The sequence below is a fragment of the Mesorhizobium sp. M8A.F.Ca.ET.181.01.1.1 genome, from assembly GCF_004792025.1.
Taxonomy (GTDB): Bacteria; Pseudomonadota; Alphaproteobacteria; order Rhizobiales; family Rhizobiaceae; genus Mesorhizobium.
Genome location: NZ_SRTV01000009.1, coordinates 128,212 through 147,339, shown reverse-complemented (window position 1 = coordinate 147,339; position 19,128 = coordinate 128,212). Strand labels below are relative to the sequence as shown.

General features: G+C 63.2%; 17 protein-coding genes. 4 read left to right on the top strand and 13 right to left on the bottom strand.

Annotated elements, in window-relative coordinates:
• The first annotated feature begins 27 nt into the window (after nucleotides 1-27).
• The 3 genes from fabB (at nucleotide 28) to EN824_RS27430 (ending at nucleotide 3,761) form a co-directional block, all read left to right on the top strand.
• Nucleotides 28-1,248: a beta-ketoacyl-ACP synthase I gene (gene fabB, locus EN824_RS27440; protein ID WP_127870747.1), complete on the top strand. Its 1,221-nt coding sequence runs from the start codon at nucleotides 28-30 to the stop codon at nucleotides 1,246-1,248.
• A 29-nt stretch (nucleotides 1,249-1,277) separates the two neighbouring features.
• A complete protein-coding gene (gene fabI, locus EN824_RS27435) occupies nucleotides 1,278-2,090 on the top strand; it encodes an enoyl-ACP reductase FabI (RefSeq protein ID WP_135882871.1) in 813 nt (270 codons plus the stop codon).
• A 129-nt stretch (nucleotides 2,091-2,219) separates the two neighbouring features.
• Entirely contained in the window at nucleotides 2,220-3,761 is a 1,542-nt protein-coding gene (locus EN824_RS27430; protein ID WP_127870745.1) for a bifunctional diguanylate cyclase/phosphodiesterase, read from the top strand.
• A 23-nt stretch (nucleotides 3,762-3,784) separates the two neighbouring features.
• On the opposite strand, the gene EN824_RS27425 is transcribed toward EN824_RS27430, so the two are convergent.
• The 10 genes from EN824_RS27425 to rimP all read right to left on the bottom strand — a co-directional run bounded on the left by EN824_RS27425 (nucleotide 3,785) and on the right by rimP (nucleotide 15,969).
• Nucleotides 3,785-4,795, bottom strand: a complete 1,011-nt coding sequence (locus tag EN824_RS27425) for a class I SAM-dependent methyltransferase (protein WP_135932906.1) — start codon at nucleotides 4,793-4,795, stop codon at nucleotides 3,785-3,787.
• A gap of 68 nt (nucleotides 4,796-4,863) precedes the next feature.
• Nucleotides 4,864-7,011 (bottom strand): polyribonucleotide nucleotidyltransferase, encoded by a 2,148-nt coding sequence (gene pnp / locus EN824_RS27420; RefSeq protein ID WP_127276880.1) that lies wholly within the window; start codon nucleotides 7,009-7,011, stop codon nucleotides 4,864-4,866.
• Between the two features lie 279 nt (nucleotides 7,012-7,290).
• On the bottom strand, nucleotides 7,291-7,560 hold the full coding sequence (gene rpsO / locus EN824_RS27415; RefSeq protein ID WP_006202929.1) for a 30S ribosomal protein S15: 270 nt from the start codon (nucleotides 7,558-7,560) through the stop codon (nucleotides 7,291-7,293).
• A 192-nt stretch (nucleotides 7,561-7,752) separates the two neighbouring features.
• Complete coding sequence (gene corA / locus EN824_RS27410) at nucleotides 7,753-8,847, bottom strand: magnesium/cobalt transporter CorA (protein ID WP_135932905.1); 1,095 nt, start codon at nucleotides 8,845-8,847, stop codon at nucleotides 7,753-7,755.
• 45 nt (nucleotides 8,848-8,892) lie between these two features.
• Nucleotides 8,893-9,879: a tRNA pseudouridine(55) synthase TruB gene (gene truB, locus EN824_RS27405; protein ID WP_135916894.1), complete on the bottom strand. Its 987-nt coding sequence runs from the start codon at nucleotides 9,877-9,879 to the stop codon at nucleotides 8,893-8,895.
• The gene (gene rbfA, locus EN824_RS27400) at nucleotides 9,879-10,289 is read right to left on the bottom strand and encodes a 30S ribosome-binding factor RbfA (protein ID WP_127870742.1); all 411 of its coding nucleotides are present in this window, start codon (nucleotides 10,287-10,289) and stop codon (nucleotides 9,879-9,881) included. The genes truB and rbfA overlap by 1 nt, the downstream gene beginning before the upstream one ends.
• Before the next feature lie 125 nt (nucleotides 10,290-10,414).
• The gene (infB, locus tag EN824_RS27395; protein ID WP_127279032.1) at nucleotides 10,415-12,991 is read right to left on the bottom strand and encodes a translation initiation factor IF-2; all 2,577 of its coding nucleotides are present in this window, start codon (nucleotides 12,989-12,991) and stop codon (nucleotides 10,415-10,417) included.
• Nucleotides 12,988-13,638, bottom strand: coding sequence for an RNA-binding protein (locus tag EN824_RS27390; protein WP_013891268.1), 651 nt, complete (start codon nucleotides 13,636-13,638; stop codon nucleotides 12,988-12,990). Before EN824_RS27390 ends, infB begins: the two co-directional genes overlap by 4 nt.
• Before the next feature lie 38 nt (nucleotides 13,639-13,676).
• On the bottom strand, nucleotides 13,677-15,272 hold the full coding sequence (gene nusA, locus EN824_RS27385) for a transcription termination factor NusA (protein ID WP_027142036.1): 1,596 nt from the start codon (nucleotides 15,270-15,272) through the stop codon (nucleotides 13,677-13,679).
• Between the two features lie 49 nt (nucleotides 15,273-15,321).
• Entirely contained in the window at nucleotides 15,322-15,969 is a 648-nt protein-coding gene (gene rimP, locus EN824_RS27380; protein WP_127279033.1) for a ribosome maturation factor RimP, read from the bottom strand.
• Between the two features lie 288 nt (nucleotides 15,970-16,257).
• On the opposite strand from rimP, the gene EN824_RS27375 reads away from it, so the two are divergent.
• Complete coding sequence (locus EN824_RS27375; protein WP_127279034.1) at nucleotides 16,258-16,422, top strand: hypothetical protein; 165 nt, start codon at nucleotides 16,258-16,260, stop codon at nucleotides 16,420-16,422.
• A 62-nt stretch (nucleotides 16,423-16,484) separates the two neighbouring features.
• Here the strand turns inward: EN824_RS27375 and EN824_RS27370 are convergent, their stop codons facing one another.
• The 3 genes from EN824_RS27370 to EN824_RS27360 all read right to left on the bottom strand — a co-directional run bounded on the left by EN824_RS27370 (nucleotide 16,485) and on the right by EN824_RS27360 (nucleotide 19,067).
• Nucleotides 16,485-17,186, bottom strand: a complete 702-nt coding sequence (locus tag EN824_RS27370; RefSeq protein ID WP_127870741.1) for a tRNA (guanosine(46)-N(7))-methyltransferase TrmB — start codon at nucleotides 17,184-17,186, stop codon at nucleotides 16,485-16,487.
• A gap of 27 nt (nucleotides 17,187-17,213) precedes the next feature.
• Nucleotides 17,214-18,479 carry a methionine adenosyltransferase gene (metK, locus tag EN824_RS27365; RefSeq protein ID WP_127279030.1) on the bottom strand — a complete coding sequence of 422 codons (1,266 nt, stop codon included), beginning with the start codon at nucleotides 18,477-18,479 and terminating at the stop codon, nucleotides 17,214-17,216.
• A 168-nt stretch (nucleotides 18,480-18,647) separates the two neighbouring features.
• Complete coding sequence (locus EN824_RS27360; protein ID WP_127279029.1) at nucleotides 18,648-19,067, bottom strand: helix-turn-helix transcriptional regulator; 420 nt, start codon at nucleotides 19,065-19,067, stop codon at nucleotides 18,648-18,650.
• Nucleotides 19,068-19,128 lie beyond the last annotated feature (61 nt).

The following is a 19,128-nucleotide window of genomic DNA, read 5'->3' as shown; positions in this document are numbered from 1 at the left end:
GGCCAGCATCCCTGGAAGGAGTTGCGAATGAGACGTGTCGTAGTCACAGGCCTCGGCATCGTGTCGTCGATCGGCAACAATGCCAATGAGGTGCAGACCTCGCTGCATGACGCCAGATCCGGCATCAGCTTTTCCGATTCCTTCGCGGAGCATGGCTTCCGCTGCCAGGTCTGGGGCGCGCCGACGCTCGACCCTTCCGCCATGATCGACCGCCGCGCGATGCGCTTCCTGAGCCAGGGCGCGGCCTGGAATCACGTTGCCATGGACCAGGCGATCGCAGATGCAGGCCTCGGCGAGAGCGACATCACCAACGAGCGCACCGGCATCGTCATGGGTTCGGGCGGTCCTTCCACCCGCACCATCGTCGAGGCCGCCGAGACCACGCTCAAGAACGGCAGCCCCAAGCGCATCGGTCCCTTCGCGGTGCCGAAGGCGATGTCGTCGACCGCGTCGGCGACGCTGGCCACCTGGTTCAAGATCCATGGCGTCAACTATTCGATCTCGTCGGCCTGCTCGACCTCGGCGCATTGCATCGGCAATGGTTACGAATTGATCCAGTGGGGCAAGCAGGACATGGTCTTTGCCGGCGGCCACGAGGATCTCGACTGGACGATGTCGGACCTGTTCGACGCCATGGGCGCCATGTCGTCGAAGTTCAACGACAGGGCCTCCACCGCATCGCGCGCCTATGACGCCAATCGCGACGGCTTCGTCATCGCCGGCGGCGCCGGCGTGCTGGTGCTGGAAGAGCTGGAACACGCCAAGGCGCGCGGCGCCAAGATCTACGCCGAGATCGTCGGCTATGGCGCGACGTCGGACGGCTACGACATGGTGGCGCCCTCGGGCGAAGGCGCGGTTCGCTGCATGCGCCAGGCGCTGGCGACGGTCTCCACGCCGGTCGACTACATCAACACCCACGGCACCTCGACCCCGGTCGGTGATTCCAAGGAAATGGGCGCGATCCGTGAAGTGTTCGGCGAGAAGATGCCGTTCATCACGTCGACGAAATCGCTGACCGGCCATTCCCTGGGCGCGGCCGGTGTGCAGGAATCCATCTATTCGATCCTGATGATGCAAGGCGGCTTCATCGGAGAAAGCGCCCATATCGAGACGCTCGATCCGGAATTCGAGGGCATGCCGATCGTGCGCAAGCGCATCGACAACGCCGCGATCGACACCGTTCTGTCGAATTCCTTCGGTTTCGGCGGCACCAACGCAACGCTCGTTTTCCAGCGCTATTCCGCATAGGGCCAAGTTTTACATAAGGATTGCCGGCCATGGACGGATTGATGAAGGGCAAGCGCGGGCTTGTCATGGGTGTCGCCAACGATCATTCGATCGCCTGGGGCATAGCCCGGAAATTATCCGAACATGGGGCGGAACTCGCCTTCACCTACCAGGGCGACGCTTTCGGCCGCCGGGTCAAGCCGCTCGCCGACAAGCTCGGCGCTTCGCTGGTCGTTCCCTGCGACGTCGAGGACAGCGCTTCGGTCGCCGCCACGTTCGAGACGCTTGGCAAGGAATGGGGCGGGTTGGACTTCGTCGTCCATGCCATCGGCTTTTCCGACAAGAACGAGTTGAAGGGCCTCTATGCCGACACCAGCCGGGACAATTTCGTCCGCACCATGGTGATCTCCTGCTATTCCTTCACCGAGGTGGCGCGCAATGCAGCGCCGCTGATGACTGCCGGCGGCTCGATGATCACGCTGACCTATGCCGGCTCGGTCCGCGTCATGCCGAACTATAATGTCATGGGCGTCGCCAAGGCCGGGCTCGAGGCCAGCGTGCGCTACCTCGCCAATGACTACGGTCCGCGCGGCATCCGCGTCAACGGCATCTCGGCCGGTCCGGTGCGCACACTGGCCGGCGCCGGCATTTCGGACGCCCGCCACATGTTCTCCTACCAGCAGCGCAATTCGCCGTTGCGCCGGACCGTGACGATCGACGAGGTTGGCGGCTCCGCGCTCTATCTCCTGTCCGACCTCGCTTCCGGTGTCACCGGCGAAATCCACTATGTCGATTCCGGCTACCATATCGTCTCGATGCCGACGCTCGATGAATTGAAGCAGACGGATGGCGGCGGAGACTGAAGAGCGGTCCCGTCAAGCAGGTCCTTTCCCAGTCAAGAAAATAATCCTCTCCAGTAAAATTGAATGCATTCGCGGAAACTCATTTTAAGAGGGTTTCCGCTATAGGGTCTCCGACCTGGGGACCTTTTCATGCCTGCCGTCAGCAACCCGAAGCGAACGCCAGTGTTCCGACTGCTCACGATAGCAAGTTCGGGCATTGGCAGTTTCGTCCTCGGCATCTGGGGCCTGAAGCACGGTCTCGGCGAGGGGTTTGCCGGCATATCAGCTGACATGATGGTCGCGATCATGGCCGCGCTTTGCGCGCTTGCGGCATCGGTGGCGGCAATGTCCTTCTTCGCAGGCATCGATGAATCGGCGGATTTCGTCTTCAACGAAACCCATTTCGACAAGCTGACCGGACTGCTGGCGCGGCCGGCCATGGTCGGCAAGATCGCCGAGGCGGCATGCGCGACAAGCCGTACCGGGGAACCGGTGTTCCTGATCGACATCGACATCGACCGGTTCAAACAGATCAACGACGCGATCGGCTACACCCAGGGCGACGAACTGATCCGCGCCTTCACCAAGCGGCTGCACAGCTGCGTGCCCGCGCGCGCGCCGATCGGACGCATCGGGGCCGGCGAGTTCGCAGTGCTGCTCCCGGACCATCTGATCCAGGGAACCTTGGAAAGCATGGTCGAGAGGCTCATCGACGAAATGATGGAGCCGTATGAACTCAGCAGCCACCAGCAATCGGTGAGCCTGTCGGTCGGCATCGTGGCGATGCCCAAGGACGGTGTCGATCCGGTCCTCATCCTGCGGCGCTCCAACCTGGCGCTGCAGAATGCGCGTGCGAGCGGAGTTGGCAACTGGTCGGTCTTCGACAGCGAGATGGGACGCGTGGCCGACCATCGCCAGTGGGTCGAATCCGAGCTGCACAGCGCCTTTGAACGCGGCGATTTCGACCTGCACTACCAGCCGCAGCTCGACCTCCCGACCGGCCGCATCGTCGGCTACGAGGCGTTGATCCGCTGGCAGCATCCCGAACGCGGCATGATCCCGCCGATGGAGTTCATCCAGATCGCCGAGGAGACCGGCATGATCAACCCGATCGGCGAATGGGTGCTGCGCAAGGCCTGCAGCGATGCCCGCCATCTGCCGGACGACTGTTTCGTCGCCGTCAACATCTCGCCGGTCCAGTTCATGACCAAGGACTTCGTCGGCCTTGTACGCGACACGATGCGGACCACGGGCATCAAGCCGTCACGGCTGGAGCTGGAAGTCACCGAGACGGCGATGATGCAGGATCGCGACCGCGCGGCCGCCATCCTGAAAGAGCTTGCCGAGATGGGCATCTCGGTCGCCGTCGATGATTTCGGCACCGGTTATTCCAACCTCAGCTATCTGATCGACTTCTCGTTCGGCAAGCTGAAGATCGATCGTTCCTTCATCAGCCGCATCGATACCGACGCCAGCTCCGGCGCCGTCGTGTCGACCATCGTCGGGCTGTCGCGGGCGCTCGGCGTCAGCATCATCGCCGAAGGCGTCGAGACCGAAAGCCAGGCGACGCTGCTCAGGGCCGCCGGCTGTGAGGTGGTGCAGGGCTACCTCTTCGGCCGGCCAGCACCGCTCACGGCCAGTATCGGTGGCCATGCGGCCGAAGATACCAGGCGAGTCGCCAACCTCCATTGAGCGCCATGGCTCCCGGCGTTGCCTCAGCGGCGCGCCGAAAACACCTTGAACATGCCGTCACGAGCAAGCTCTGCGTGGCTGGCGAAGGCCGCTGACAGGACGGCTTCGTAAGGAAGCTGGCGGTTGGCGACCATGAACAGGCGCCCGCCGGGCTTCAGGGCCTTGGCTGCCGCGCGGATCATGCCGGCACCAATCTCAGGCTCCGCCGCACGGCTGCGATGGAAGGGCGGGTTCATGGCGATGACGTCGTAGCGGCGCTCCACAGGCTCGGCGAGCAGGTCCGTCCAGAAGAAGCCCTGTGCCATGGTGTTGCCGAGATTGCCCCTGGCCGCCTCCAGCGCGTCGAAATCGGCCTCGTATAGATCGAGCGCCGACAAGCCCGGCGAGCGGGCGGCCATCTCCGCCGCCACATAGCCCCAGCCGGCACAGAAATCGGCCGCGCTGCCACGCAGATCGCCGGGCAGGTTGTCGACCAGCAGTTTCGAGCCGGCATCGACGCGATCGAAGGAGAACATGCCGGGCGCGGTGTGGAACCGGTCCCCAACCAGCAAGGCGGGATTGGCGGTGCGAAGTACGGCGGCGGCCAGCATGTCAGCCGGGCGGCGCAGCCAGAAGGCAATGCCGTGATATTTCGGCATGTGGCCATCGAGCGGCGCAAGATCGCCAACACGCTTGCGCAGGCTGGCAATGCCATCCTCCTTGCCACCGGCAATGACGATCAATCCGCCCTCTGCCACGCGCTCCATAGCCTCGGCGATGCGCAATTCGTTCTGGCCGCGATGGCGGCCGGCGAGCACCAACGCGGCATCAAAACCGTCACCGGCCGATTGCGGCGTGACCGTGAAGCCGGCCGCCTGCAACGCACGGAAATACGGCCGGAAGCCCTGTACGAGATTGAGCGTAGCCTCGAAAGCCGGCGGCAGGCGCAGGCCGGGTTCGGCGCCAAGGAAGAGAACGCGCTGGCCCTGCCGCGGCAAGGAAAGAGCCTCGGCCTCGAACGGGTGAAAAAGCGTCTTCAGCGCTTCAGCGGACATAACCGTGCTCCATAAACAAAAACGGGCGCGACCTAAGCCGCGCCCGCCTCGTTTTTCCGTCGGACCGATCAGGCGGCGTTTTCTTCGCCTTCGGTCTTCTTGTCGCGAGCGATTTCCTTGCCGGTGGCCTGGTCGACGACCTTCATCGACAGGCGAACCTTGCCGCGCTCGTCGAAGCCCATCAGCTTGACCCAGACCTTGTCGCCTTCCTTGACGACGTCCGAGGTCTTAGCGACCCGGTCGTTGGCGAGCTGCGAGATGTGGACGAGGCCGTCACGCGGACCGAAGAAGTTGACGAAGGCGCCGAAGTCGGCGGTCTTGACGACCGTGCCTTCGTAGATTTCGCCGACTTCCGGCTCGGCGACGATGGTGTGGATCCACTTCTTGGCCGCCTCGATCTCCTTGGCGTTCGAGGAAGCGATCTTGACCGTGCCGTCGTCCTCGATGTTGATCTTGGCGCCGGTCTTCTCGACGATCTCGCGGATGACCTTGCCGCCCGAACCGATGACGTCGCGGATCTTGTCGGTCGGGATGTGCATGACCTCGATGCGCGGCGCGAACTCGCCGAGTTCGGGACGGGCGCCGGTCAGGGCATGGGCCATTTCGCCGAGGATGTGCAGGCGGCCGTCCTTGGCCTGGCCAAGGGCGATCTTCATGATCTCCTCGGTGATGCCATCGATCTTGATGTCCATCTGCAGCGAGGTGATGCCGCCTTCGGTGCCGGCGACCTTGAAGTCCATGTCGCCGAGATGATCTTCGTCGCCAAGGATATCGGAGAGCACGGCGAAGCGCTCGCCTTCCTTGATCAGGCCCATGGCGATGCCGGCAACCGGCTTGGCCAGCGGCACGCCGGCATCCATCAGCGCCAGCGAGGTACCGCAGACGGTGGCCATAGACGACGAACCGTTGGACTCGGTGATCTCCGAGACGACGCGCAGCGTGTAGGGGAACTGGTCAGCGGAGGGCAGCATCGGACGGATGGCGCGCCAGGCGAGCTTGCCGTGGCCGATTTCGCGGCGGCCCGGCGAACCCATGCGGCCGGTCTCACCGACGGAATAGGGAGGGAAGTTGTAGTGAAGGAGGAACTTCTCCTTGTACATGCCGGTCAGGGAATCGACATACTGCTCGTCCTCGCCGGTGCCGAGCGTGGCGACGACCAGCGCCTGGGTCTCGCCGCGGGTGAACAGCGCCGAACCATGGGTGCGCGGCAGGACGCCGACTTCGGAAACGATCTTGCGAACCGTCTTGAGGTCGCGGCCATCGATGCGCGAGCCGGTGTCGAGAATGTTCCAGCGCACGACCTTGGCCTGGAGCTCCTTGAACACCGAGCCGATCTGTTCGGAGGTGTACTTTGCGTCCTCGCCTTCAGCGGGGGCAAACGCGGCCTTGACCTTCGCCTTGACGGCGTCGACCGCGGCGTAACGCTTCTGCTTGTCGACGTTCTTGTAGGCATTGCTGAGCTCGTCGCCGACGATCTTCAGCATCTCGGCCTCAAGCGCGGAATAATCCGGCGCGGTGAAGTCGCGCGGTTCCTTGGCTGCAACTTCGGCCAGCTTGATGATGGCGTCGATGACCGGCTGGAAACCCTTGTGGCCAAACATGACGGCGCCGAGCATCAGCTCTTCGCCAAGTTCCTTGGCTTCCGACTCGACCATCAGCACGGCGTCGGCGGTGCCGGCGACAACGAGGTCGAGCTTGGATTCCTGCATCTCATCGACATGCGGGTTCAGCACATATTCGCCGTTGATGTAGCCGACGCGGGCGCCGCCGACCGGGCCCATGAACGGAACGCCGGAGAGCGTCAGGGCCGCCGAGGTGGCGACGATCGACAGGATGTCCGGATCATTTTCGAGATCGTGCTGCACGACGGTGACGACGATCTGCGTGTCGTTCTTGTAGCCGTCGGCGAAGAGCGGGCGGATCGGGCGGTCGATGAGGCGGGAAACCAGCGTTTCCTTTTCGCTCGGACGGCCTTCACGCTTGAAATAGCCGCCCGGGATCTTGCCGGCGGCATAGGTCTTTTCCTGGTAGTTGACGGTCAGCGGAAAGAAATCGAGGCCGGGCTTCGGCTCCTTCATCGAAACGACGGTGGCCAGCACCTTGGTCTCGCCATAAGTGGCGAGCACAGCGCCATCGGCCTGGCGCGCGATCTTGCCGGTTTCCAGGATGAGCGGACGGCCGCCCCATTCGATTTCCACTTTGTGGTGATTGAACATGTCTTGTCCTTAATAAGCGGAAAGGGGCGCGCCGTTTCACGGTGCGCGGATGCCCTTTCCCTGGCTTCCTTTCTCGGGCAGCCACGGGCAAGACAACGGGAAGCTCGGATGATTTAGGCGCGAAGAGCGCGCACGAGCGTCCTGCAATCCTGCCCCATGACCGTCCATGGGCGGTTTCGAGTGGCCCTCTGCACGCTCGAAACCGGGTCTGGCCAGCCGACACGGCTGGCAGAATGCGTGACCGGCGGACTTTCCGAAGAAAGTCCGCCGGTCAATTCGTCAACGGCGCAGACCGAGCTTCTCGATCAGTGTCTGATAGCGCGCGTCGTCCTTGCGCTTGAGATAATCAAGCAGGCTGCGGCGCTGGGACACGAGAGCGAGCAGACCACGGCGGGAATGGTTATCCTTCTTGTGGTCCTTGAAATGGTCGGTCAGGTTCTTGATGCGCTCGGAAAGGATGGCCACCTGGACTTCCGGAGACCCGGTATCGCCCTTGGCGGTTGCGAATTCACCCATCAATTCCTGTTTGCGCTCGGCAGTAATCGACATCGTGTTTTTCCTTATCTGTTTGAGGAAACGGGTCGCCCACAGCCGGGATGTCGTCCAGCAGGGGCCGTGCGTGCAAAGCGTCAAGGCGCTATGCTGCGGCGCATATAGTGCAATTCCCCGAAAAACACCAGCCCAATTCACAAGTCGGCTTTGTCGCGGCTTTTGCGGCATGAAAGAAGCCTTTCGCCGTGGCTAAAGCCACTTCTTCCATCTGAAGAAGGCGATCAGCCCGATAGCGACGAGCAGCATGAAGACAAGTGCCGCCGGATAACCATAGTAGGATCGCAGCTCCGGCATGTTCCATGGCGAGGTGTCCGGACTGAAGTTCATGCCCCAGACGCCGACGAGGAAGGTGAGCGGCATGAAGATGACCGAGACGATGGTGAGGTAGCTGATGACGTCGTTGGTGCGCGCCTGGCTCAGCGACAGGTGCATCTCGATCAGCCCGGTCAGCATGTCGCGCTGGGTCTCGACCAGCTCGATCAGCCTGAGCGAATGGTCGAGCGTGTCGTTGAGGAAGACCTTGGTTTCAGCTCTGACATAGGACACATCGTTGCGGATCAGCGTCGCCAGCGCATCGCGCATCGGCCACAGCACGCCTTTGAGGACATTGGCATCGCGCCGCAATTCGTGCAGCTGCCGCATCTGGTGCTTGTGCGTCGAATGCAGCATCTGGTCCTCGATGCTGTCGACCAGGTCGCCGGCAGCCTCGATCGGCGGAAAATAGCTGTCGACGATGGCGTCGATCAGCGCATAGGCGAGATAATCGGCGCCGCGAGTGCGCAAGCGGTTGGGCGCCGAACTCTCGATGCGCTTGCGCACGGGATCGAAGGGATCGCCCTCGCGCTCCTGGAAGGTGACGACGAAGTTCTCGCCGAGGAAGAGAGCGATCTGCTCGTAACGATGCGACGTGACATCGTCGATCATGCGCACGACGACGAAGGCGTGATCCTCGAAGAAGTCGACTTTCGGCCGCTGGCCGGTGTTGACAACATCCTCCAGCGCCAGCGGATGCAGGCTGAAGATGCGGCCGATCTCCTCGATCAATTGGATGTTGGCGAGGCCGGTGCAGTCGAGCCAGATGACGGGCCATTTCCGGCAATTGGCCTTGACATCGTCGATGCTGGCATTCTCGATGGTCTTGAATTTCTGCGGCGAGATCAAGGTCAGCCGCAATTCGGAGCGCCGCGCCGCCGGATCGGCGATCAGCGTACCGGGCGAGGCGCCGACAGGCGGCCGCCTCGTCTTCACCGGCGCGCGCTTCTTGACCGTGTCAGCCTTTGCCATGGAGCCCCTCTGCCGCGATGTCGCACCGACATTAGATGAGTGGCATCACCCGGCAAAGACCCGCTTGGGCTTGAACATGCCTTGCTCGATCGCGCCGATGGCGACCAGCTTGCCGCGTGACGTCGCGCAGGCCTCTTCGGCCTCCACCGGTGCGTCACGGCCACGAATGATGACAGGATTGCCGAGGCGGATCTTTGTCGCCGCGTCATCGCTGATGGCGATCTGCGGCAGGCAGTCGAGAGCAGCCGAGGTGTCGACCAGAAGCGTGTCGATGGCGCCGAAGTCGACCGGCTTGGCCACCGCGTCTGCCGGTTCGGCGTCGTCGGCCGCTTCCGAATTCTCATCGCCAGTGGCGCCGAAGCGGGCGGCCTCGAGTTCGGCAATGGTGACGAAGTCCTCTGGCGTGAACGGCTCGACCTCGACCCGGCGCAGCTCGCTGATATGGCCGAAGCAGCCGAGGTCGCGGCCCATGTCGCGGGCCAGCGAACGCACATAGGTGCCCTTACCGCATTCGACTTCGAAAATCGTCTGGTCCGGCTTGTGCTCGACAATATCGAGCCGGCCGATCTCGATCTCACGCGGCGGTATGTCGACCATCTCGCCTTCGCGGGCGAGGTCGTAGGCGCGCTCGCCCGCAATCTTGATCGCCGAAAATTGCGGCGGCGTCTGCATGATGACGCCGGTGTATTTCGGCAGCAGCGCCCGCACCTCGGCTTCCGCCGGACGCAGGTCGGAGCTCTTCGTCACCGGCCCTTCAAGATCGTCGGTGGAGCGCTCATCGCCCCAGGCAACGGTGAAGCGGTAGATCTTGGCGCCGTCCTGCACGTAGGGCACGGTCTTGGTGGCTTCGCCGAGCGCGATCGGCAGCATGCCGGAGGCAAGAGGGTCTAGCGTGCCGGCATGGCCGGCCTTTTCGGCCTGGAACAGCCATTTGATCTTGGAGACGGCTTCGGTCGAGCCCATGCCGACCGGCTTGTCCAGCACCACCCAGCCGGAGACCGGCCGGCCCTTCTTCTTGCCGCGACGCGCCATCATTCTTCTTCCTTGTTGTCGTCGGTATCCAGATCGCGCGCCACTTCGGGCGATTTCAGCAGGTCGTTGATCCTGGCGAAATTGTCGAAGGAGGTATCGAGCCGGAAGCGGAATTCCGGCATGTATTTCATCTGCCTGAGCGCACCGGAGACGCGGCCACGCACGAACTTGGCATGCTTGTTCAGCGCCTCGATCACCGCGTTGGCATCCTTGGCGCCGAGCGGAGAAACAAAGGCGGTGGCGATCTTGAGATCGGGCGACATGCGCACTTCCGAGACCGAAACGACCGAATTTTCAATCAACGGGTCGATGATCTCGCCGCGCTGCAAGGTTTCGGAGAGTGCATGGCGCACCTGCTCGCCGACGCGCAGCATGCGCTGGGATGGGCTTGATGTTGTGGAACGGGGCATTTTTCTCAATCCTGAAAGCGTGAGGCGCGGGATAGGACCGTGCCGCATGTCTCAAACGGTCATTCTCAATAGCACTGAGGCGGCGGTCTTTCGACCACCGCCCAATATCGACAAGCCACTCGAACTCAGAGTGTGCGGGTCACCATCTCGACGCGGAAGCACTCGATGATGTCGCCGACGCGCATGTCTTCGTAGTTCTGGAAGGCCATGCCGCATTCCTGGCCGCCCGGGACTTCCGAAACCTCGTCCTTGAAGCGCTTCAGGGTCTTCAGCGTGCCTTCGTGGATGACCACGTTGTCGCGGATCAGGCGCACGCCCGCGCCACGCTCGACCTTGCCCTCGGTGACACGGCAGCCGGCGATCTTGCCGACCTTGGTGATGTCGAAGATCTCGAGGATCTCGGCATTGCCGATGAAGGTCTCGCGACGCTCCGGCGACAGCAGGCCCGACAGAGCCGCCTTCACATCATCCACCAGGTTGTAGATGATCGAGTAGTAGCGGATCTCGATGCCCGCGGCCGCGGCCGCGGCACGCGCCTGCACATTGGCGCGCACGTTGAAGCCGATGATCGCCGCGCCGGACGTTTCCGCCAGCGAGACGTCGCTTTCGGTGATGGCGCCGGCGCCGGAATGAACGATGCGCGCACGCACTTCGTCGGTGCCGAGCTTGTCCAGGGCAGCATTGATCGCTTCGATCGAACCCTGCACGTCGCCCTTGATGACCAGCGGGAATTCCTTCAGCCCGCTCGTCTGCAACTGCGACATCATCTGTTCGAGCGAGCCACGCTGGCCGGCATGCCTGGCCACCGCCTTCTCGCGTGCCAGACGCTGGCGATATTCGGTGATCTCGCGGGCGCGGGCCTCGTTGTTGACCACCGCGAAGCGGTCGCCGGCCTGCGGGGTTCCCTGAAGGCCGAGCACCTCGACCGGCATCGCCGGCGGCGCTTCCTTGATCTGCTCGCCGCGATCGTTGACGAGCGCGCGCACACGGCCCCATTCGTTGCCGGCGACGAGGATGTCGCCCGGCATCAAGGTGCCGGTCTGCACCAGCACGGTGGCGACGGGACCACGGCCCTTGTCGAGCTGCGCCTCGATGACGACACCTTCGGCGGTGCGGTCGGGGTTGGCCTTGAGGTCGAGGATTTCGGCCTGCAGCAGGATCGCTTCGAGCAACTTGTCGAGATTGGTGCCCTTGGTCGCCGACACTTCGACGTCCAGCACCTCACCGCCCATCGATTCGACGAAGACCTCGTGGCGCAAGAGTTCCGAGCGCACTTTCTGCGGATCGGCGTCATGCTTGTCGATCTTGTTGATCGCCACGATGATCGGAACGCCGGCCGCCTTGGCATGGCTGATCGATTCGATCGTCTGCGGCATGACGCTGTCGTCGGCCGCAACCACCAGGATGGCGATGTCGGTCGCCTGGGCGCCACGGGCGCGCATGGCCGTGAAGGCGGCGTGGCCGGGCGTGTCGATGAAGGTGATCTTCTGACCGTTCTTCTCGACCTGATAGGCGCCGATATGCTGGGTGATGCCGCCGGCCTCGCCGGAAACGACATTGGCGTTGCGGATGGCATCGAGCAGCGACGTCTTGCCGTGGTCGACGTGGCCCATGATGGTGACGACCGGCGGACGCGACACGAGGTCTTCCGGGCGGTCGGCGATGTTGAACAGGCCTTCCTCGATGTCGGACTCGGCGACGCGGCGGACCGTGTGGCCGAATTCGGTGGCCACCAGCTCGGCCGTGTCGGCGTCGATGACGTCGCCCGGCTTCAGGATCTGGCCCTGCTTCATGAAGTACTTGACCAGGTCGACAGCACGCTCGGACATGCGCTGCGCCAGTTCCTGGATGGTGATGGTCTCGGGCAGGATCACTTCGCGCATGACCTTTTCGCGCGGCTCATTGTGCATCGCGCGCTTGAATTTTTCCTGGCGGCGACGCATCGACGACAGCGAACGGGCCCGCGCATCCTCGTCGGACAACGCGGAATTCAGTGTCAGCTTGCCACGGCGGCGGTCTTCCTCGCTCTTGGTCGGCTTGGCCGGGCGCGCCACTTCGGGCGTGACCAGGCGGCGCACCGGCGCACCAGCGATCGCCCGCTTGGGCTTGACCTCTTCCTCCTCGTCGGCGGTCGCCAACTCAGCGGCTTGCGGTGCGCGGCGGCGAGCCTCTTCCTCGGCGCGACGGCGCGATTCGGCCTCGGTCTGCAGCCGTGCCTCTTCCTCGGCCTGGCGGCGCGCGGAGTCCTCGCGTTCGCGCTTGCGGCGCTCTTCGTCCTCGGCGCGGCGCTTGGCCTCTTCGGCCGCGCGCTGACGGTCTTCGACCTCGCGGACCTTCGAGCCCTCGAGCGCCCTGCGGCGCGCGTCCATTTCGCTGCGCGACAATTCGTTCAGCACCATGCCGCTGCGCTCGACCGGAGGCCGCGGCGGAGGCGGCGCCTTGGGCGCTTCCTGCACGACAGGTGCCGCCACGACCGCCGGCTTCGGCGTGAAGACGGGCGCAGCCGGAGCGGCAACCGGCTCCGGCTTATCGCCGGGCAGCGAGAACTTGCGCTTCTTGGTCTCGACCACGACCGACTTGGTACGGCCGTGCGAGAAGTTCTGGCGCACAGTGCCTTGTTCCATGCCGGGGCGCTTCAGCGTCAAGGTCTTCTTCGGTGTAACACTCAACGTCTTGTCGTCGCCCGATTTCGTATCGTTCATTCCATATCCTCTGCAGCATCATCTTCGTCAGCAACGGCCGCAAGCATTGCAAGATCGTCCGGGGTTCCGCCCCGATATCGGTCGAGCGCAACCATGCGCTTCTGGACCGCCTTACCCGCGTCTCCCGCGAGGACGGCAGCATGTATCACATTTGTACCCCCCAATGCCAAGCTCAACTCGGCCTCGGAGAAAAGTTTGTAGGCAAGGATGGAAGGGCCGCCAATATGGACGGTCGCCCGCCGCGCCTGGCTGATCTTGCGTACGCCGTCGTCGGATGCCTCGGTCGCGTGGAGCACGAAAAGCGCCAGCCCGCCGCGCACCGCGCTCTCCACCTTGGTGGCACCCAGCGAAATCGCGCCTGCCTTGCGGGCAAGGCCCAGCATGCCTAGAGCGGATCTGGAGAGCAACCCGTCGACCATGCCGCCGAGATCGGGCGGTACGACCACCTGTGCCTTGAAGGCGCGGGCAAAAAGGTTCTTGGCCGCCGCCTTCTCGATATGTAGGCGGTCGGCACTCACCCAGCAACCACGGCCGGGCAGATTTCGCTTGAGATCGGGAACGACGGCCGAATCCGGACCGACGACGAACCGGATCAGTTCATCCGGTTCGGCCTGTTTTCGGGTGACGATGCAGGTGCGATCGTTCATCTCGTCCAAGGGCGGGTTGTGTGCGATGCGGTTTCACCTCACGCACCAACGGCTTCGTCAGCCGTTTCTTCTTCGGCCGCAAGCTCGTCCTCGGTGATCCAGCCGGCCTTGAGGCGAGCGGCCAGAACCATCTGCTCGGCATCGGCGCGCGAAACGCCGTGGTTGGCCAGCACGCCGGGATAGACCTTGGTCTCGCCGTCCTTGCGTTCCTTCCAGCCGGTGAGGTCGTCGGCGGCATAGCCGGCGAAATCCTCGATCGTCTTCACGCCGTCCTCGCCGAGCGTCACCATCATGGCGGTGGTGACGCCTGGAATTTCGCGCAGATCATCCGAAACGCCCAGCGCCTTGCGCTTCTCGTCGTGCTCGGCTTCGATCTTCTCCAGATATTCGCGGGCGCGGGTCTGGATTTCAGAGGCGGTATCCTCATCGAAGCCGTCGATGGAGGCGATTTCGCCGGCATCGACATAGGCGACTTCCTCGACGCTGGTGAAACCTTCGGAGGCCAGCACCTGACCGACCATCTCGTCGACATCGAGCGCTTCCATGAACAGCGCCGAGCGCTCGACGAATTCCTTCTGACGGCGCTCGGATTCCTCGGCCTCGGTCAGGATGTCGATATCCCAGCCAGTGAGCTGCGAGGCAAGGCGCACGTTCTGGCCGCGGCGGCCGATGGCCAGCGACAGCTGATCGTCGGGAACCACCACTTCGATGCGCTCCGCATCCTCGTCGAGCACGACCTTGGCGACTTCCGCCGGCTGCAGCGCATTGACGATGAAGGAGGCGGCCGAAGGCGACCACGGAATGATGTCGATCTTCTCGCCCTGCAATTCGCCGACGACGGCCTGGACGCGGCTGCCGCGCATACCAACGCAGGCGCCGACCGGATCGATCGAGCTATCACGCGAGATGACGGCGATCTTGGCGCGCGAGCCCGGGTCGCGGGCGACCGACTTGATCTCGATGATGCCGTCATAGATCTCAGGCACTTCCATGGTGAAGAGCTTGGCCATGAACTGCGGATGGGTGCGCGACAGGAAGATCTGCGGGCCACGCTGCTCGCGGCGCACGTCGTAGACATAGGCGCGGACGCGATCGCCATATTTGTAGTTTTCACGCGGAATCAGCTCGTCGCGACGAATGATCGCTTCGCCACGGCCGAGATCGACGATGACGTTGCCATATTCGACGCGCTTGACGGTGCCGTTGACGATCTCGCCGATACGGTCCTTGTACTCGTCGTACTGGCGGTCACGCTCGGCCTCGCGCACCTTCTGCACGATAACCTGCTTGGCAGACTGGGCGGCGATGCGGCCGAAATCCATCGGCGGCAGCTGTTCGGCGATGAAATCGCCGAGCTGGGCGTCGGGATTGCGCTCGCGGGCGGAGGAAATGGCGATCTGGGTGGCGTAATCGTCGACCTTCTCGACCACTTCCATCAGCCGCTGCAGCTTCATCTCCCCGGTGTTCGGGTTGATGTCGGCGCGGATGTTGGTCTCCTGACCATAACGCGAACGCGCCGCCTTCTGGATCGCATCGGCCATGGCGGCGATGACGATCGACTTGTCGATCGACTTTTCACGCGCGACCGCATCGGCAATCTGCAGCAGTTCAAGTCTGTTGGCGCTTACAACCATGTTCTTTCTCCCGAGCCTGTTCGCCGGACCTTTGCGCCCGGCAGCTCAATCAAATTTCCTGTTCGTGTTCTTCCGTGACGTCCGGTTCCGCACCCTCGGACACATCGTCGTCCGGTTCACCGCGGCGTCTCTTGGCTTCCTTGCGCGCCCTGTTGTCCTTCGACAACGCTTCGCGAATGAGGTCGTCGGTCAGGATCAGCCGGACATCGGCAATGGCATCGTAGGGCACGCGCACCGTCGGCTCCTCACCATAGGCCGCCTTGTCGCGCTCGATCAGCACATCGTTCTCACCAGCCTCGGCGATCTTGCCCTTGAAACGCTTGCGATCGGCGACGACGACCGAAGTCTCCATCTTCACCAGATGACCGGTCCAGGTCACGAAATCCGATTTGCGCACCAAGGGCCGATCGATTCCGGGCGAAGAAACTTCGAGATGATAGGCCTTTTCGATCGGATCATCGACGTCGAGCGCCGGCGACACCGCGCGGCTGACCTCTTCGCAATCCTCGACGGTCATGGTGCCGTCCTCACGCTCGGCCATGATCTGCAGCGTCAGTCCGTTCTGGCCGGACAGATGCACGCGCACGAGGCGAAAGCCGATGCCGCGCAGCACCGGCTGGACGATCAGCGCAATGCGCGCATCGATGCCGCTTTCGCGGATGATGCGGTCGTCACCTTCGCTTGCCGTTGCAGTCATCAATTGCCTGTCGTTCGTTTCGAACCTATCGGCAGGTAATAAAAAAGAGCGGGACCGGGTGGACCCACTCTTCGTCATACCGACCAAGAATTTGAGGCTGATATAAACGATCCGGGCTGGTGTTTCAAGTCCGCAGTCCCGGCCGGACAAAAGCCTGTGGGTTCAGGGTTGTTCCAGGCGCATGGCCGCCATGCGGCAATCCCCCTGTGAGAGCCCGCGTCGCGCTCTTATTTGTTAGCCATCAAATGAATTGAATTGGCGCGCGCTGGCGCGCGGAAGGACAAGATCATGAGCAACCGCAGGATATTCTCCGCCTTGGGCGATCTCTTCACCACATTCGGCAGCGCCGTTGCCGCATCGCGCGCCGTGGAAGCCGGGCGTAAGCCACGAGCCGACGACCTGCGCAATCTCGGCATGGACCCGGCCATATTCAACAGGATCGGCCGTTTCTGACTGCGATGAGCATTCGATTCGGCTCCCGGTAAGTTGCCGGAGCCGTCGACGGTCGGGAGCGCCTACGTCCTGATGAAGGTAAGATAGGCCGGCCGGCGCCCCTCGCGAATGGCCTTGGCCTCATAGCGTGTACCCGGCCAACCCTCATAGGGACGATGCCAGTCGGCTGCCTCATCCGCCTGCCACGCAAAAGCGCCATGCGCCCGGCAATGCAGCAAGGTCCAGTTCACATAAGTGTCGATGTCGGACGCGAAGCGGAATTTTGAGCCCGGCTTCAGGACGCGCGCGAAACGGTCGAGATTGACCGGGCTGACGAAACGCCGCTTCCAGTGCTTCTTCTTAGGCCAGGGGTCGGGATAGAGAAGGTCGATACCGTCGAGCGAGGACGGCGGCAGCCAGTCAAGCAACTGGGTGGCGTCGTCGTCGTAGACCCTGAGATTGGCCAGCGGCGCTGCCCGCACCGCCATCATCATCTTGGCCATGCCGTTGACGAAGGGCTCCACGCCGATGAAGCCGATCGTCGGCGCCTCGGTCGCGCGATGCAGAAGATGTTCACCGCCGCCAAAGCCGATCTCGAGCCGAACCGCCGAAACCTCGGTTTTGAACAGGGTCCGCGGATCCGACGGGGCTTCAGCCGTCAGATCGAGCCGATAGGCGCCAAGCCCGCTTTCCAGCGCCGCCGCTTGCTGCGGGCGAACGGGTTTGCCGCGCCGACGGCCGAAGAAGGCTTCGGTCGTGCGGCTTGGCCTGTCCCCGTCACGCATCGATTGGCGCAAGTCCTGCCGCCGCCCTCAGGCCGCGACAGCATCCTTGAGCGCCTTGGCCAGATCGGTCTTTTCCCAGGAGAAAGACCCGTCACGGCCAGCCTTGCGGCCAAAATGGCCGTAAGACGACGTCTTGGCGTAGATCGGCTTGTTGAGATCGAGATGACGGCGAATGCCGGAAGGCGACAGGTCCATCACGGTGCGCAGGGCATCCTCGAGTTTGGCCTCGTCGACCTTGCCGGTGCCGTGCAGGTCGACATAGACCGACAGCGGCTGCGCGACGCCGATGGCGTAGGACAGCTGGATGGTGCAGCGGTCGGCAAGCTTCGCCGCCACGACGTTCTTGGCCAGGTAGCGCGCCGCATAGGCGGCCGACCGGTCGACCTTGGTGGTGTCCTTGCCGGAGAAGGCGCCGCCGCCATGCGGGGCCGCGCCGCCATAGGTGTCGACGATGATCTTGCGGCCCGTCAGGCCGGCATCGCCGTCCGGACCGCCGATGACGAACTTGCCGGTCGGGTTGATGTACCACATGCAGTCGTCAGCGATCTTGAGGTCGCCCAATGCCTCGCGGATATAGGGTTCCACGACCTTGCGGACCTTCTTGGAATCCCAGCTCGAATCGAGATGCTGGGTCGACAGCACGATCTGCGTCGCCTCCGCGGCCTTGCCGTCGACATAGCGAACGGTGACCTGGCTCTTGGCATCGGGGCCAAGCTTGCCGGCCTCGCCATTGTTCTCGTGACGGGCGGCGGCCAGGAGTTCGAGGATCTTGTGGCTGTAGTAGATCGGCGCCGGCATCAGGTCAGGCGTCTCGCGGCAGGCATAGCCGAACATGATGCCCTGGTCGCCGGCACCTTCCTCGCCCTGACGGTCGGCCGCGTTGTCCACGCCCTGGCCGATGTCGGGCGACTGGCCATGCAGCAGGACCTCGATCTTGGCCGTCTTCCAGTGGAAGCCGGCCTGCTCGTAGCCGATCTCGCGGATCGCCTTGCGGGCGACGGATTTGAACTTCGCCGGATTGACGATCGGGTGGCCCGCGGCATCCTTGAGGATGTTGCCGGCCTTGTCCTTCTTCAAGAGCGTCTCGGGGACGCGCACCTCGCCGGCGATGACGACGCGGTTGGTGGTCGCCAGCGTCTCGCAGGCCACACGGACTTTCCACGGGTCCATGCCGGTCTTCTTGGCTTCACGATAGACCAGATCGACAATTTCGTCGGAGATCCGGTCACAGACTTTGTCGGGATGGCCCTCGGCAACGGATTCCGAGGTAAAGAAGTAGTTCTGCCGCGTCACGGGTGTCCCCTCTTGAAAAACGATCGGCAGGCTGCCGATTTTGGCGCGCCACGTGTTAGCGGGGCAAAGCGCTGCTCGTCAAGCGTTGCCGCCGGTCTGGCCTGAATGTCGGAGACGATATCTTGTGCCACCGGCGGCGCACGCCGCCGGTGCGAAGCGCATCGCGGATCAGTCGAGATCGTCCTCGGCGAGCGATTTCACCAGGTCTATGATCCTGCGGCGCACCTTGACGTCGGCGATCTTGACAAAGGCCCGGTTGAGCTGAAGCCCTTCGGGACTGCCGCAGAATTCGACGGCGAAAGCCATCGAGCTATCCTCGGCAAAACCACGGTTGGCCGTCAGCTCCTGGCCCGGCGCATCCTCGAAAAAGAAGGCGACGGGCACGCCGAGTATGGAGGCTATCGCCTGCAGACGGCTGGCGCCGACGCGATTGGTGCCCTTTTCATATTTCTGGATTTGTTGAAACGTGATGCCGAGATTCTCGCCCAGCTTTTCCTGGCTCATTCCGAGCATATTGCGGCGAAGCCGGACCCGGCTTCCAACGTGGATGTCGATGGGATTCGGTTTCTTCTTGTTTTCTTCTGTCATTTTTTCCTCGCCGAATTTTTTCGGCTTTGTGATTTTTTTCCTGCCCAAAGAAAACCGGAGG